The sequence below is a fragment of the Methylobacterium sp. PvP105 genome, from assembly GCF_017876975.1.
Lineage (GTDB): Bacteria > Pseudomonadota > Alphaproteobacteria > Rhizobiales > Beijerinckiaceae > Methylobacterium > Methylobacterium radiotolerans.
Genome location: NZ_JAGIPA010000001.1, coordinates 4,928,166 through 4,942,725 on the forward strand (window position 1 = coordinate 4,928,166; position 14,560 = coordinate 4,942,725).

A 14,560-nucleotide genomic window follows, 5' to 3' on the forward strand; every position below is an offset into this window, starting at 1 on the left:
AAGGCCGGCGCGGCCCTCGCCCCGGGCCGCGATGCCGCACCCGTCACGCAGGCGCGTCGGGTTCTTCGGTCTCCCGGTCGACCACCCGGCGGGCGAGGCCGTAGGCGAAGCCGGCCCGGGCCAGGGCGGCGAGGTCCCGGTCGCGGTGCGCCGCCCGCTGATCCGGGCGGCGATACGGGCCGAGGCGTCGCCGCTTGGCGTAGGCCTGCGCGGCTTGCTCCTCGACCGCGTCCGCCTCCCCGACCGGCAGGGCGTCGCGCTCCGCCAGCATGGCGGCCTCGACGACGTCGCGCGGGACCCCCTTGGCGGCGAGCTTGGCCGAGACGCCGCGGCTCGACGTGCCGCGGCGGCGCAGGGTGGCGAGGCGGGTATCGGCGAAGCGCGCGTCGTCCACGAGGCCGGCCGACACCGCCCGCGCCACGGTCGCCGTCACGAGTTCGGCGAAGCGTTCGGGATCCTCGCCCCGGGCCCGCGCCCGCTTCTGCACGCGGCGCGCGAGCGTCCGGCGCAGCATCTCGGTCGAGGCGCTGTAGCGCTCTAGGTAGTGGAGCGCCGCCCGCTCGAGCCAGGCCGGGCTCACGGGGCCGGGCGGCTTGATCTCCCGGTCGCGACGTTCTGGCGCAGATCCTGCAACGAATGGAGATTTCACCGGTTCTTCACGATCTCGACAGGTTTGCGTTCCATGACTCGGGTATGGAACGCGCGCAACGCGACAGGCTCGGCCATGGCCCGAACCACCGTTCTTCGCCCGGCACTCCGCAGGGCCGATGGCACCGGCGGCTGCACGGCGCGGCGGCTATTCTGATGCGGCGCGAGTGGCTCCTGGTCCTCGTGGCCCTGGGGCTCGCCGCGGCCGCCGCCGCGATCGTCTACCTGTCACGCCCGAACACCCTCACGGTGGCGGTGGGCCCGCAGGACGGGCCCGAGGCCGCGCTGATCGAGGCCTACGCCGGCGCCCTCGACCGGGCCCGGGAGGATGTCCGGCTCAAGGTGGTGCGCTACGGCGACGTGCGCGACAGCGCCCTCGCGCTGCAGCGGAACAAGGCCGACCTCGCGGTGGTGCGGCCGGACGTGTTCCTGCCCGAGAACGGGCTGACCCTGGCGATCCTGCACGACGAGGCCCTGGTCATCGCGGCGCCCGAGGCGGCCGATATCGACGACGTGCCCGCCCTGGCGCGCAAGCGGCTCGGCATCGTGGTCCGCCACAGCGCCGACCTGTCGTTCCTCACGAACCTGCTCTCCTTCTACGACCTCGTGCCGGACAGCGCGGGCGAGGACGCGGCGGAGGCCGGCCACGCCGCCGAGGCGGAGCCCGGTCACGTGGTCGTGGTGCCCCTGAAGGTCGGCGACGTCACGGCCGCGCTCGCCGAGAAGCGCGTCGACGCCGTGGCGGTGATCGCGAGCCCGGCCTCCAAACCGGCCGCCGCGGTGGTCCGCGCCGTCGAGCTGGGCTCGCCGGACCGGAAGGTCGGGTTCGTCTCGATCCCTGACGGCGACGCGATCCTGCAGCGCTTCCCCGAGCTGCAATCGGTGACGATCCCGGCCGGCACCTTCGGCGGCCGTCCGAAGCGGCCCGACGAGGAGATCAAGACCGTCGGCGCCTCCTATCGGCTGATGGCCCGGGGCACGGTCAGCCGCGTCGCGGTCGCCTCGGCGACGCAGCACCTGTTCGAGTGGCGCTCGCGGCTCGCCTCGACCGCGCCGGTGGCCAAGCTGATGAAGGCGCCGGACTTCGACACGACGGTGGCGGCGACCTCGGCCCGCCTGCCGAACCACCCCGGCGCCGTCGACTATTTCGAGCGCGAGCAGCAGACCTTCCTCGACCGCTACGAGGACTACATCTACCTGTTCGCCTTCTTCGGCGGCACGATCGGCTCCGGCTTCGCCTGGATCGGCCAGCGCCTCGCCCGCAAGCGCCGGGAGCGCGTCGATTTCGTCCTCGACCGGCTGCTCGACATCATGCGCGAAGTGCGCGCGGCGACCAGCGCCGCCGAACTCGACGCGATCGCGATCGAGACCGACGGGCTGGTGGCCGACGTCGTCTGCTACGCCCGCGAGCGCAGCATCGACGCGCGGACGGTCAGCGCCCTGATCCTGGCGGTCGACGGCGTGCACGCGGCCATCGCCGACGCGCGGCGTCAGACGAGCGAGACCGAGCCCCGGGCCGCGACCCGCAACCGCACGGCGCGGCTGCTCGCCCTCGACCTGCCGGCCGCGGAATAGCGGCGGGCGCCGCATGGCTGGCGGCGTAGGGATATCATGCTAACGGGAACCATGTTCGATCCCGTCGCCGCCCTCGATACGGTCCTTGAGAACCTCGACCGCGAGGCCCGCGAGCCCACCAAGCTCCGGGCCGCGCTGGTGCCGCAGCTGCGCCGGGTGATCGAGGAGGGCCACCGGGCCGCCGAGGCGCAGCTCCTCGAGGATCGCAACGGGCTGCTCTGCGCGCAGACGCTGTCGAACCTCACCGACGCGGTGGTCCGGGCGATCCACGACGCCGTGGTCTGGCGGCTCTACCCCAACGACAACCCGTCGACCGGCGAGCAGCTCGCCGTGGTCGCCACCGGCGGCTACGGCCGGGGCACGATGGCGCCGGGCTCGGACATCGATCTGCTGTTCCTGCTGCCCTACAAGCAGACCGCGTGGTCCGAGAGCGTCGTCGAGGGGATGCTCTACGTCCTGTGGGACCTGAAGCTGAAGGTCGGTCACGCCACCCGCTCGGTCGAGGAGTGCCTGCGCGAGGCGCGGGCCGACATGACGATCCGCACCGCCCTCCTGGAGGCGCGGTTCCTGTTCGGCACCCGTGTCCTCTACGAGGAGCTCGTGACGCGCTTCGACGCCGAACTCGTGGTCGGCTCCGCCGCCGAGTTCGTGGAGGCGAAGCTGCGCGAGCGCGACATGCGCGTGTCCAAGGCCGGCACCTCGCGCTACCTCGTCGAGCCCAACGTCAAGGACGGCAAGGGCGGCCTGCGCGACCTGAACACGCTGTTCTGGATCGCCAAGTACACCTACCGGGTCCGCGACCAGATCGAGCTCGTGAGCGCCGGCCTGTTCACCCCGGAGGAGTACGCGCTGTTCGAGCGCTGCGAGGAGTTCCTGTGGCGGGTGCGCTGCCACATGCACTTCGCCACGAAGCGCGCCGAGGAGCGCCTGTCCTTCGGCCTGCAGCCGCGGATCGCCGAGCGCTTCGGCTACGAGGCCCGCGGCGGCCTCTCCGGCGTCGAGCGCTTCATGAAGGCCTATTTCCGCATCGCCAAGGATGTCGGCGATCTCACCGCCATCGTCTGCGCGGAGCTGGAGGCGCGCCACGCCAAGCGCACGCCGGTGCTCGACCGCTGGATCGGCCGGTTCCGCGACCGCTTCCGGGCGACCGCCATGGAGGCGGAGGATTTCTGGATCGACCACGGCCGGGTGAACCTGCGCGCGGAGGACGCCTTCGAGCGCGACCCGGTCAACCTGATCCGGCTGTTCTGGCTCGCCGACCGGCACAACCTCGCGATCCACCCGGATGCCAAGCGGCTGGCCAACCGGTCCCTGCGCCTCGTCAACCCGTCGCTGCGCGTGGACCCCGAGGCGAACCGGCTGTTCGTCGAGATCCTGACCTCGCGGAACGCGCCGGAGGAGGCGCTGCGCGAGATGAACGAGGCGGGCGTGCTCGGCCGTTTCATCCCGGATTTCGGCCGCATCGTCGCGATGATGCAGTTCAACATGTATCACCACTTCACCGTGGACGAGCACCTGCTGCGCTCGGTCGGCGTGCTGGCGGACATCGAGTCGGGCCGTGCCCAGGAGACCTACCCGCTGGTCTCGCGCCTCGTGCACTCGATCCACAACCGCACCGCGCTCTACGTGGCGATCCTGCTGCACGACATCGCCAAGGGCCGGCCGGAGGATCACTCCATCGCGGGCGCCGCCATCGCCGAGAAGCTCTGCCCGCGCTTCGGCCTGAACCAGGCCGAGACCGAGACGGTGCGCTGGCTCGTCGAACACCACCTGCTGATGTCGATGACCGCGCAGAGCCGCGACCTCTCGGACGCCAAGACCATCGAGCGTTTCGCCGCGAGCGTGCAGAGCCTGGAGCGGCTGAAGCTCCTGACCATCCTGACGGTGGCCGACATCACCGCCGTGGGGCCCGGCGTCTGGACAGCCTGGAAGGGCACGCTGCTCCGCACGCTCTACGACGAGACCGAGGTCTACCTGTCGGGCGGCCATTCCGAGATCGCCCGCACCGACCGGGTGCGCCTCGTCCAGATGGGCCTGCGGGAGCAGCTGCCCGGCTGGGGCTCGGAGGAGTTCGACACCTACGCGGCCCGCCACAGCCAGGCCTACTGGCTCAAGGTCGACGGCACGCGCCAGCTCAAGAACGCGATCTTCCTGCGCGACGTCGTGCGCGACGGGCGGACCAGCGCGACCGACGTGGCCCTCGATCCCGTCCGGGGCGTGACCGAGATCACGGTCTACTCGCCGGACCATCCCCGCCTGCTCGCCATCGTCACCGGCGCCTGCGCGGCGGCCGGCAGCAACATCGTCGACGCGCAGATCTTCACCACCACGGACGGGTTCGCCCTCGACACGATCTTCATCTCCCGCGCCTTCGAGCGCGACGACGACGAGCTGCGGCGGACCAAGCGCATCACCGCGGCGATCGAGCGGGCGCTCAAGGGGGAGATCAAGATCGCCGACCTCGTGGCCGACAAGCACCCGCCGACGAGCACCCGCGCCAAGACCTTCCCGGTCCCGCCGGACGTCATCATCGACAACGCCCTGTCGAGCCGGGAGACCGTGGTGGAGATCACCGGCCTCGACCGGCCGGGCCTGCTCTACGAGCTGACCACCGCCTTCAGCCGGCTGTCGCTCAACATCACGTCGGCGCACGTGGCGACCTTCGGCGAGCGCGCCGTGGACGTCTTCTACGTCACCGACCTGACCGGCACGCGGGTGACGCAGCCCGACCGGCAGGCCGCGATCCGGGCCGCCGTGATGGACGTGTTCGCGCACGACGTCGCGACCCTCAAGGCCGAGGGTCTGGAGGCGCTCGTGGCGGCGCCGCCGCCGCGCGAGGCGTGAGCGTGCGGGTTGATTTCGCGGCCCCGTGGCCAGATATCAGCGCCGATTCCATCATCCCTCACCGATTCCCGCCCACGACTGAAACGTGATGACGAGCAACGACATGCCCCAGGATGACCAGCGCCAGACCACGGTCGAAGCCGGTGCCGGCGCGGCCCAGGATCCCGCGCCCGCGGGTCAGGGCAGCGAGTCGGCCACCGTCGATCCGGTCGCGGAGGCCCTGGCCCTGCTGACCGCCGAGCGCGACGAGCTCAAGGACCGGACGCTGCGCACCCTCGCCGAGATGGAGAACCTGCGCCGCCGGACGGAGCGCGAGGTCGCCGACGCGCGCGCCTACGCGGTGACCAACTTCGCCCGGGACGTGCTCAACGTCGCCGACAACATCCGCCGCGCCCTCGATAGCGTCCCGGCCGACGCGAAGGCCACGGCCGACGGCGCCCTGAAGGGGCTGATCGACGGGATCGAGCTCACCGAGCGCGACCTCGCCAAGACCCTCGAGCGCCACGGCGTCAAGATCGTCGAGCCGCAGGGCCAGAAGTTCGACCCGAACCGCCATCAGGCGATGTTCGAGGTGCCGAACGCGGAGGTTCCGGCCGGCACCGTCGTGCAGGTCGTGCAGGCGGGCTACGTCATCGGCGAGCGCGTGCTGCGCCCGGCCCTGGTCGGCGTCGCCAAGGGTGGCCCGAAGGCGGCCGCCAACCCGGCCGACGCCGCCTGAGCGGTCACCGCGGCGTGCCCTACTGACAGGGCAGTGCCGCGGCGAAATCCGAGATGAACTGCGCGGTCTGGCGGGTCTGGGCCGGCGCGGCCGGATCCCGGGCGACGAGCCCCGCCTCGACGCGGAGGCGGTGGTTGCAGGCGCAGGTCGGCAGCGTTCCCGCGGTCGGCTCGGGGGAGCAGGCGTCGTGGTGCGCGCAGGCGAGGTCCAGCGCGTCGATCGGCGGGTAGCCGGGGCCGCGGCTGCCGGGGCCGCAGAAGTTCCCGTAGATCAAGATGGCGCCCCGCCCGGCGGGCCCGGGCGGGACGATCTCCTGGGCCCGCGCCGGGACGGCGCAGGCGGCGAGCGCGACGGCGAGCAGCCTTGTCGTGAGGGAGGTCGTGCTGGGAATGCTCACGGCCGATCCTCTCGGAGAGAGACCCTGGTCCCGCGGGGCGCGACCCGCGCGGTATCCGGCTTCACCGACAGCCCTCGGCCGTGGACAGGCTCGCGCGGCCGACGGATTCGCGAAGCCGAACGCCGGGCATTGCGGCCCAGCCCGGCCGTCCCGTCAAGCTCTCGGCCTGCGAATACTACTCAGAATCGGTAATTCACACCGGCCCGGACCAACGCGAGGCCGGAATCCTGTTTGCCGGCGCCATAAAATGCCGGAACACTGGCGTTGTAGTACGTGGCGGCGGTCGTTCCGCGGCCGAGATGGAGGTAGAGGGCCTCCACCTTGGCGGAGAGCTTCTCGGTGAAGGCGTACTCGATGCCGCCGCCGGCCGCGTAGCCGGTCCGGTCGGTCGACGGCAGGGTGTAGGGGTAGGAGGCCGCGTAGGTCGAGCGCGCCCCGCCGCCGTACGCGAAGCCGCCGGTGCCGTAGACGAGGACCCGGTCGAACGCGTAGCCGAGCCGGGCGCGGACCGTGCCGAAATAGTCGAGGCTCGGTCGGACGCTGTAGTACGGCGCGGTGCCGAGATAGGCGGCGTCCGCCTTGGCGAAGGCCGTCCCCTGGATGTCGGTCTCGACGCCGACGACGACGCCGGAACCCGGCGTGAACTGATAGTTGTAGCCGACCTGGCCGCCGCCGGCGAAGCCGCCGGACCGGCCGCCGCCCGTGACGGTGCCGTAGGTGGGGTCGGTGAAGCCGCCGCTGCCGGTCGGGAACGCGTACCCGGCGTTCACGCCGGCGTAGAAGCCGGTCCAGGTGAAGACCGGCAGCGACGGCGGCGGCGGCGGCGGCGCGCGGCGGGGCAGATCCGCCGCCTGGGCGGCGAGGGCCAGGCAGCCGAAAGCGGCGCCCGCGAGGGCTGCGTGAATTCGAGCGTTCATGGGTGTCTCGTTCTGGAACGCGGCGGCGCCGCGGGATCAGAGGGCCAGGAGGAGCAGGCCGACGACGGTCACGGACAGGATCAGGCAGAGGGCGAGATCGAGGATGGCCGCTCCGCCGCAGGTCGGCACAGCGCGGGCGCTCCCGGAGACGAACAGGGCGTTCACGACCGGACCCACTGGTTCTCGTCGGAACGGGCCGCGATCCTCGCGGTCCGCGCGGCGCGCCCGGGCACGACGGCGTTCGAGGGTGCCGCCGCCCCGCCTGAGGGGAAGGCGGGAGCGGCGGCCTGCGGCGCCCGCGATGAACTGGCGCGGTGGACCGTTTCCGCGACAGCGACACCGAGGACGGGCAGCGAGAGCGCGGCGACGACGCAGACGAGGCGCCGGAGCCGCGGAAGGGTGTCGCTCGGGCGCGGGCGGCCCGCCGGGGCCACGGGCAGCGTGAGCGGCGGCAGGGACTTCGCCACGAGGATGCGCGTTTCAACCGTCATCGGCCGGTGCCTCCGGACTGGCGTGGGAAATTTGACCACGAGATCGGTGTACGTGTGCAAAAATCCCACGTCAACGCGAAAAGAGCGGTCGCGTGTGCGCCGCCACACTTGGTGGGATTGTATCCCACGACGCGAGCCGTCACGATGCGCCGATGTCTGAGACTGCCGATACACCGCGAGAGGGCGCCAGCCTGCACGCGCCGCTGGCGCGGCTGCTGCGCCCTCTCGTGCGCCTGCTCGTCGCCCGCGGCATCACTTTCCCGGCGCTCACGGACCTGCTGCGCGAGCTCTACGTGAACGTCGCCGAGTACGACTTCGCTCTCACCGGCAAGGAGCAGACCGACAGCCGCGTCTCCCTCCTCACCGGCATCCACCGCAAGGAAGTTCGGCGCCTGCGGGGCGCCGGTGCTCCGGTCAGCGCCGTGCCGGCGGTCGTCTCCCGCACCAGTCGGATCATCGCCCGCTGGATCGCCGACCCGACCTTCACCGATCCGCAGGGCCAGCCCCTGAAGCTCCCGCGCACGGCCGAGGGCGGCGCGCCCTCGTTCGAGTCGCTGGTCGCGGGCGTGACGCGGGATCTCCGGCCCCGCGCTGTCCTCGACGAGTGGCTCGACCGCGGGCTGGCCTTCACCGATCCGCAGGACCGGATCGTGCTGGCGGAGGCCGCCTACGTCCCCCGTGGCGACGGCGCCGAGGGGCCGCAGCTCTACTATTTCGGCCGCAACCTGCACGACCACATCGCGGCCGCGGTCGCCAACATCGTCGGCGACGCGCCCCGCTTCCTGGAGCGGGCGGTCCACTACGACGGATTGTCCGAGGACCTCGCGATCAGGCTCGAGGAACGCGCCCGCGAGATCGCCATGGAGGCGCTGCAGCAGGCCAACCGGGAGGCGCACGCCGCCTGCCAGACCGATCCCGGCGGCACGCATCGCTGGAACTTCGGCCTCTACGTCTACACCGAGGCGGCGCCGCCGGCGCGGCAAGCGGACGAGCGGTGAGAGGCCGGCCGGTGCGCGCCTCGCTCAACCGCCGGTTCGTCCTGCGCCTGCTCGCTGGCGCCGCGACCCTGCTGCCCGGCACGATCCGGTCGCAGGAATCGCCGCGCGACCAGGGCATCGGCGGCACCGGCATGATGCGGACCGACGAGCCGCGGAACGGGTCCCTCGGCGAGGGCGACCGCGGCATCGGCGGCACCGGCGTGATCGGCACGATCCGCCGCTTCGGCTCGATCGTCGTCAACGACCTGCGCATCGCCTACCCACCCGAGGTGGAGGTGCGCATCGACGGCACGGCCGCGAGAGCCGCCGACCTGAAGATCGGGCAGGTCGTCCACGTGGTGGCGCGGTCCGAGGGCGGCGGGCTCGCCACGCGGCGGATCGACGTCACCAGCGAGGTGGTCGGGCCGGTGGAATCGGTCGCGCCGGGGCGGCTCGTGGTGCTCGGGCAACGGGTCTCGACCGCCGGTCTCAGCGGCGCGTGGCAGCCGGGCGCGCGGGTCGCGGTGAGCGGGCTGCGCCGGCCCGACGGCGTGATCGTGGCGAGCCTGATCGAGCCGCGGGATTCCGGTCCCGACCGCGTCGCCGGCCCGGTGCGGCGTCTCGCGGGCGGCCTCGGGATCGGCGGCCTCCGGCTCGCGGGCGCCGACGCCCTGCCGCCGGGCAAGCGCGCCCTGGTGACGGGCCGTGCTGCGAACGGAGTCCTCACCGTGACCAGCGCCGCGCAGGTCGGCCTGCCCTTCCCGCCGGGTCTGAAGCGGGTGTCGATCGAGGCCTATATCGGCCGGGCCGGCAGCGGGCTCGACATCGGCGCGGGCTACGCCGTGGCGGGCCGTCCGGTCGCGCGGGTTCCGCGCGACGGGAGCGTGCGGGCGGTGCTGACCGCGGCGATCGCGCGGGACGGGGACCTGACGGTGGAGCGGCTGCGGATCGAGAACCGCGTCGCGCCCGAGCCGCAGCAACCGGACGCCCCGCGGTTCGAGCGGGAGCGCGACCGGCTCGACCTGCGCAACCTCCCCGACGAGTTGCCCGGCCGCTTCGGCGCCGGGTCCGGCGGCCGCCAGGGTGGCCTGGGCGGCATCGGCGAGCCGCGCGGCCCCGCGATCGACACCCGGCCGGGCGGTGCGGTCGTCCCCGGATCGGAGGGCCCCGGCGGCTTCGGGGCGCCCCGCGGCGGCTTCGGCGGCGCGCCGTCCGCAGGCCCCGGGGCGTTCCCGGTCGGACCCGGGGGCTTCGGCGGGCCGCCCGGCGGACCCGGCCCGGCCCCGGGCGGAGGCGGCTTCGGCGGCGGCTTCGGCGGTCCTGGCGGTCCCGGCGGTGGTCGACGCTAGGGCAGCGTGTGCTGAGCACCGGAGCGCGCGGGACAGGGACGCTTCAGGCCTCCGCCTCCCGATCGAGCAGCGCGCGCTTGCGCGCGACGCCCCAGCGATAGCCCGACAGGGCGCCGTCCGAGCGCACGACGCGGTGGCACGGAATGGCCACCGCGACCGGGTTCGCCCCGCAGGCCTGCGCGACGGCGCGCGTCGCCGTCGGAAGGCCGATCGCCCGGGCAATCTCCGCGTAGGTCGCGGTGGAGCCGACCGGGATCTCGCGCAGCGCCGCCCAGACCCGCTGCTGGAACGCCGTGCCGCGAATGTCGAGCGGCAGGTCGAGGCCGGTGCCCGGGGCCTCCACGAACCCGATGACCTGCGCCATCCAGCCCTCGAAGGCCGGGTCGCCGCCCTCGATCTCCGCGGCGGGGAAGCGGTCCTGGAGATCGTGCAGGAGCGGCTCGGGCGCGTCCCCGAGGAGGATCGCGCAGACGCCCGCCTCGGTGGCGGCGACGAGGATCGCCCCGAGGCTGCAGGCGCCGATGCCGAACCGGATGCGCAGGCCCGCGCCGCCCGTCCGGTAGGCGGCGGGCGCCATGCCGAGGCGCGGCGCGCCACCCGCGTAGAACCGGCTCGCCGCGCCGTAGCCGGCCTCGTAGAGCGCCTCCGTCACCGACGCGGCGCCGGGCAGCCGCCGCGCCACCGCGGCGGCGCGGTGGGCGGCCGCGTAGGCCTTGGGGGTCACGCCGGTGACGTCCTTGAAAACCCGGTGGAAGTGGTAGGCGCTCAGGCCGGCGGCGCGCGCGAGCGCGGCGAGGGACGGCATCGTCTCGGCTGTCTCGATCGAGCGGCAGGCGCGGGCGACCGCCTCGGCCCGGCGCTCGGCGAGGGCGGGCTCGTCCGGACGACAGCGCCGGCACGGCCGGAAGCCGGCCGCCTCGGCCTCGGCGCAGGTCCGGTGGAAGCTGACATTCTCGGGGCGCGCCGCGCGCGCGGCGCAACTCGGCCGGCAGTACACCCCGGTGGTGCGGACCGCGTACACGAAGGTGCCGTCGGCCCGCGCGTCGCGGGCGGCGAGGGCTGCCCAGCGCGCGGCATCGTCGGGGTCTGTCGCGGGTACAGGGCTCATGGCGGCGGCACTATGCGGCTTGGCGTAGGCGTTGAGGAGGGGCATGACGGGGCCTGCCGGGTGGTGGATGACGCGCGCAGGACTGTGTCGGTCCGCTGCCGCGCCGGCATCCCGCTCCTTGCGGCCGAATTCGATATCCGCGGCGGCCGCCGGGACGGGCGTTTCGCCCCCACGAGTGCGCCATGGCTTCGACTACGCCCGACCACATCCATGTCGGCCAGGACGGTTGGCTGTTCCTGAAGACGGGAACGAACGACGTGCTCGGCCAGTACGAGCGGCCGGAGGAGACGACCGAGCTGATCTGGCAGTGGCGCAGCCTCGTGACGACGCGGGAGCGGCGCCTGCGCGCCCAGGGGATCCTGTACCGCCACGTCGTCGCCCCGGAGAAGCTGATGATCTACGATCACCGGCTCGACGGGCTCGCCATCCGGCCGAGCGCGTCGCCGGCCTACCGGCTCCTCCACAGCGAGCCCCCGGCGGGCCGTTTCCCGGGTCCGGTCGGTCTGTACGCGGCCTGGCGCCGACGGAAGCGCTGGCAGCAGACCTGCATCGACCTGGTCACGCCGATGCGGGCGCAGCGCGACGCGGCCGACCTCTACTGCCGGACCGACACCCACTGGTCCGCCGACGGCTGCTATCTCGCCTACGCGGAGATCTGCCGGGCGCTGGGCGCCGAGCCCCGGCAGGATCTGCGGGAGCGGCCGTCCTTCGAGACCGACCACGACGGCGATCTGGGCAGCGCCTTCGATCCGCCCCGGCGGGCGCGCTCGCGCACCGTCCAGATGCAGCAGGACGCGGTCCGGATCTACGGCAGCCCGATCGTCGAAGCCCGGGAGAAGGCCGGCCTGCTGCACACGCTGCATGTCGGTGCGCACGTGATCTACGGGAACACGAAGGCCACCGACCCGCGCCGGTTGGCGCTGTTCGGCGATTCCTTCTCTCACGTCATGCCGTACATGCTGACGATCATGCTGGCCGAGACGTTCCGCGAGGTGCACTTCGTCTGGAGCACCTCGCTGGACTGGTCGTACATCGAGCGCGTCCGCCCCAACATCGTGCTGACCGAGGTGGCCGAGCGCTTCATGGTTCAGCTGCCCGACGACACCTTCTCGGTGGAGCGCTACGCGCAGGACCGCTTCGGGGCCGAGCTCGCGGCGGCCGGCACCTGAGGAACGGACGTGGGCTTCAAGACCGTCTCGCGTCCCGGAGCGGGAGCTCCGTCATTCCGGGACTGCGTGGCAGCGCCCGGCATTCAGAACCTCGGCGGGCCCCTTCGAGCCGGGGCTCGCCTGCGGCGCACCGGAATGGCGGTGCGTTCGTCTCACGGGTAGCGAGACCCGGCAGGGCGGCGACGCCTCTCAGGCCTGCAGCTTCGCGACCAGCGCGTCCGACAGGGCGAAGTTGACGTAGACGTGCTGGACGTCGTCCTGATCCTCGATCACCTCGACGAGGCGGATCAGCTTCTCGCCGGTCTCGTCGTCGACGTTGATGGTATTCTGCGCCTTCCAGATCAGGCCCGTGCGGGCGGGCTCACCGAAGCGCGCCTCGAGGGCCTTCGTGACCTCGCCGTAGGAATCCTGGGCGCAGATGACCTCGTGGCCGTCCTCGCCGGAACTGACGTCGTCGGCGCCGGCCTCGATCGCCGCCTCCAGCATCGTGTCGGCATCGGCCACGGAGGCGGGATAGGCGATCACGCCGACGCGGTCGAACATGAAGGCGACGGCCCCGGTCTCGGCGAGGCTGCCGCCGGACTTGGTGAAGGCCGAGCGCACGTCCGAGGCGGTGCGGTTGCGGTTGTCGGTCTGCGCCTCGACGATCAGCGCGGCGCCGCCGGGCCCGTAGCCCTCGTAGCGGATATCCTCGTAGTTCTCGCCGTCGGCGCCGGCGGCCTTCTTGATGGCGCGCTCGATATTGTCCTTGGGCATGTTCTCGGCGCGGGCCGCCAGGATCGCGGCACGCAGGCGCGGGTTCATCGCCGGGTCGGGCGTGCCGAGCTTGGCCGCCACCGTGATCTCGCGGGCGAGCTTGCCGAACACCTTCGAGCGGACGGCGTCCACCCGGCCCTTCCGGTGCATGATGTTCTTGAACTGCGAATGGCCTGCCATGACGGTTCAGACTTTTGTTCGTTGGCGAGGGCGGGCGTGCGGGACCCCGCCGTCGCGGCTGTGAGGTCGCGCCGTATATAGGCCGCCGCCTTCGGACGAAGCAACGCGCCCGCCGCCGTCCGATACAGCGTCGGCGGACAGGCTCGCCCGGACTTCGCAATCCCGTGACCGCGGAAAGAACGGCCGCCTCGGGCGTTGGCGCTGGACTTCACGCGCAGCTGGGAACCCGATGTCGAGCCGGAACGGACGCAGCACGGTCATGGTCACGGGTGCGAGCGCCGGCGTCGGCCGCGCTGTCGCCCACGAGTTCGCCCGGCACGGGTGGAACGTGGGGCTGATCGCGCGCGGCGAGGCGGGGCTGCGGGGCACGATCCGCGACGTCGAGCGGGCCGGAGGCCGGGCCCTGGCCTTCGCGGCCGACGTCGCCGACGCGGAGGCCGTCGCCCAGGCGGCCGACGAGCTGGCCGAGGCGTTCGGCGGCATCGACGTCTGGGTCAACAACGCGATGGTGACGGTCTACGCGCCCGTTCAGGAGACGAGCCCGGAGGAGTTCCACCGCGCCACCGCGGTGACCTATCTCGGCCAGGTGCACGGCACGCTGGCGGCGCTCCGCCACATGGTGCCGCGCGACCGGGGCACGATCGTGCATGTCGGCTCGGCGCTCGCCTACCGGTCGATCCCGCTCCAGGCGAGCTACTGCGCCGCGAAGGCCGCCGTGCGGGGCTTCGTCGATTCCCTGCGCAGCGAGCTGCTGCACGATCGCAGCCGGGTACGCCTGACGATGGTGCAGCTTCCGGCCGTGAACACGCCGCAGTTCGACTGGGCCCGCTCGCGGCTGCCGCGCAAGCTCGAGCCGGTGCCGCCGATCTACCAGCCCGAGGCCATCGCCCGGCACGTCTTCCGAGCGGCGCACGACGCGCCGCGGGAAATGTGGATCGGGGCCTCGGCCTGGAAGGCGATCATCGGGAACATGCTGATTCCGGGCTGGATCGACGGCTACCTCGCCCGGCACGGCTATCGCGGGGAGATGACCGGCGTGCAGGCACAGAAGAACCGCCCCGACAACCTCTACGACCCGGTGGACACCGATCCCGGCGCCCACGGCCGCTTCGACGCCCGCGCGACCGGCGACGTCGCGGCGGCCGATCCCCGCTGGCTCAAGTTCGGGCTCGCGGCCGCGCTCGGTGTCGTCGCCGGCACGATGCTGTTCGCCACCGAGGCGCACGGACGTGCGGATGCCCGCGCCGACCGCCGGCTGGGCCGACGCTAGGACCCGGGCCTTCGCGGGCCCGTCGCGCCGCCGCGAGGGCCTCGCCCACGGGGCCACGTCGCGCCCCGTGGGCGCGGGCCTCTGGGAGGATCCGGTGCCGGTCACGGACCGTCGCGATCCGGTGCGCGGCGCGCTCGCCGGCGGGGCTGCCCTGGGTCTCG

Annotated in this window: 14 protein-coding genes; 7 read left to right on the forward strand and 7 right to left on the reverse strand. The window is 72.9% G+C overall.

Features of this window, described 5'->3' with window-relative positions:
• Positions 1-43 precede the first annotated feature (43 nt).
• Complete coding sequence (locus J3A75_RS24120) at positions 44-580, reverse strand: regulatory protein RecX (protein WP_107645307.1); 537 nt, start codon at positions 578-580, stop codon at positions 44-46.
• A gap of 224 nt (positions 581-804) precedes the next feature.
• On the opposite strand from J3A75_RS24120, the gene J3A75_RS24125 reads away from it, so the two are divergent.
• From J3A75_RS24125 to grpE, 3 genes are all read left to right on the forward strand, one after another.
• A complete protein-coding gene (locus J3A75_RS24125) occupies positions 805-2,223 on the forward strand; it encodes a TAXI family TRAP transporter solute-binding subunit (RefSeq protein ID WP_012320480.1) in 1,419 nt (472 codons plus the stop codon).
• Positions 2,224-2,274: 51 nt separating this feature from the next.
• Positions 2,275-5,067 (forward strand): [protein-PII] uridylyltransferase, encoded by a 2,793-nt coding sequence (locus J3A75_RS24130; RefSeq protein WP_024829253.1) that lies wholly within the window; start codon positions 2,275-2,277, stop codon positions 5,065-5,067.
• Positions 5,068-5,170: 103 nt separating this feature from the next.
• A complete protein-coding gene (gene grpE, locus J3A75_RS24135; RefSeq protein ID WP_012320482.1) occupies positions 5,171-5,785 on the forward strand; it encodes a nucleotide exchange factor GrpE in 615 nt (204 codons plus the stop codon).
• A gap of 19 nt (positions 5,786-5,804) precedes the next feature.
• Here the strand turns inward: grpE and J3A75_RS24140 are convergent, their stop codons facing one another.
• From J3A75_RS24140 to J3A75_RS24150, 4 genes are all read right to left on the reverse strand, one after another.
• Positions 5,805-6,182 carry a hypothetical protein gene (locus tag J3A75_RS24140; protein ID WP_029360505.1) on the reverse strand — a complete coding sequence of 126 codons (378 nt, stop codon included), beginning with the start codon at positions 6,180-6,182 and terminating at the stop codon, positions 5,805-5,807.
• Between the two features lie 179 nt (positions 6,183-6,361).
• Positions 6,362-7,099 carry an outer membrane protein gene (locus J3A75_RS24145; protein ID WP_012320484.1) on the reverse strand — a complete coding sequence of 246 codons (738 nt, stop codon included), beginning with the start codon at positions 7,097-7,099 and terminating at the stop codon, positions 6,362-6,364.
• Between the two features lie 36 nt (positions 7,100-7,135).
• Positions 7,136-7,264: a hypothetical protein gene (locus J3A75_RS37090; protein ID WP_012320485.1), complete on the reverse strand. Its 129-nt coding sequence runs from the start codon at positions 7,262-7,264 to the stop codon at positions 7,136-7,138.
• The gene (locus J3A75_RS24150; RefSeq protein WP_070999966.1) at positions 7,261-7,590 is read right to left on the reverse strand and encodes a hypothetical protein; all 330 of its coding nucleotides are present in this window, start codon (positions 7,588-7,590) and stop codon (positions 7,261-7,263) included. The genes J3A75_RS37090 and J3A75_RS24150 overlap by 4 nt, the downstream gene beginning before the upstream one ends.
• Positions 7,591-7,742: 152 nt before the next feature.
• Between J3A75_RS24150 and J3A75_RS24155 the strand changes: the two genes are divergently transcribed.
• Both J3A75_RS24155 and J3A75_RS24160 read left to right on the forward strand, forming a co-directional pair.
• Positions 7,743-8,588 (forward strand): DUF6502 family protein, encoded by an 846-nt coding sequence (locus J3A75_RS24155; RefSeq protein WP_012320487.1) that lies wholly within the window; start codon positions 7,743-7,745, stop codon positions 8,586-8,588.
• Between the two features lie 11 nt (positions 8,589-8,599).
• Entirely contained in the window at positions 8,600-9,916 is a 1,317-nt protein-coding gene (locus J3A75_RS24160) for a DUF5666 domain-containing protein (protein WP_070999967.1), read from the forward strand.
• Positions 9,917-9,959: 43 nt separating this feature from the next.
• Here J3A75_RS24160 and ada read toward each other — a convergent pair whose 3' ends face one another.
• Positions 9,960-11,069, reverse strand: coding sequence for a bifunctional DNA-binding transcriptional regulator/O6-methylguanine-DNA methyltransferase Ada (gene ada / locus J3A75_RS24165; protein WP_012320489.1), 1,110 nt, complete (start codon positions 11,067-11,069; stop codon positions 9,960-9,962).
• Positions 11,070-11,206: 137 nt separating this feature from the next.
• Here ada and J3A75_RS24170 point away from each other — a divergent pair, with 137 nt between their 5' ends.
• On the forward strand, positions 11,207-12,193 hold the full coding sequence (locus J3A75_RS24170) for an alginate O-acetyltransferase AlgX-related protein (RefSeq protein ID WP_070999968.1): 987 nt from the start codon (positions 11,207-11,209) through the stop codon (positions 12,191-12,193).
• Between the two features lie 189 nt (positions 12,194-12,382).
• On the opposite strand, the gene J3A75_RS24175 is transcribed toward J3A75_RS24170, so the two are convergent.
• A complete protein-coding gene (locus tag J3A75_RS24175) occupies positions 12,383-13,129 on the reverse strand; it encodes a YebC/PmpR family DNA-binding transcriptional regulator (RefSeq protein ID WP_012320491.1) in 747 nt (248 codons plus the stop codon).
• Between the two features lie 229 nt (positions 13,130-13,358).
• On the opposite strand from J3A75_RS24175, the gene J3A75_RS24180 reads away from it, so the two are divergent.
• The gene (locus tag J3A75_RS24180) at positions 13,359-14,399 is read left to right on the forward strand and encodes an SDR family oxidoreductase (RefSeq protein ID WP_029359578.1); all 1,041 of its coding nucleotides are present in this window, start codon (positions 13,359-13,361) and stop codon (positions 14,397-14,399) included.
• Positions 14,400-14,560 lie beyond the last annotated feature (161 nt).

Bases quoted from the DNA above. Each gene is read 5' to 3' on its own strand.
- J3A75_RS24125 (WP_012320480.1), top strand. From the start codon at position 805: ATGCGGCGCGAGTGGCTCCTGGTCCTCGTGGCCCTGGGGCTCGCCGCG.
- J3A75_RS24130 (WP_024829253.1), top strand. From the start codon at position 2,275: ATGTTCGATCCCGTCGCCGCCCTCGATACGGTCCTTGAGAACCTCGAC.
- grpE (WP_012320482.1), top strand. From the start codon at position 5,171: ATGCCCCAGGATGACCAGCGCCAGACCACGGTCGAAGCCGGTGCCGGC.
- J3A75_RS24145 (WP_012320484.1), bottom strand. From the start codon at position 7,099: ATGAACGCTCGAATTCACGCAGCCCTCGCGGGCGCCGCTTTCGGCTGC.
- J3A75_RS24150 (WP_070999966.1), bottom strand. From the start codon at position 7,590: ATGACGGTTGAAACGCGCATCCTCGTGGCGAAGTCCCTGCCGCCGCTC.
- J3A75_RS24155 (WP_012320487.1), top strand. From the start codon at position 7,743: ATGTCTGAGACTGCCGATACACCGCGAGAGGGCGCCAGCCTGCACGCG.
- ada (WP_012320489.1), bottom strand. From the start codon at position 11,069: ATGCCCCTCCTCAACGCCTACGCCAAGCCGCATAGTGCCGCCGCCATG.
- J3A75_RS24170 (WP_070999968.1), top strand. From the start codon at position 11,207: ATGGCTTCGACTACGCCCGACCACATCCATGTCGGCCAGGACGGTTGG.
- J3A75_RS24175 (WP_012320491.1), bottom strand. From the start codon at position 13,129: ATGGCAGGCCATTCGCAGTTCAAGAACATCATGCACCGGAAGGGCCGG.
- J3A75_RS24180 (WP_029359578.1), top strand. From the start codon at position 13,359: ATGTCGAGCCGGAACGGACGCAGCACGGTCATGGTCACGGGTGCGAGC.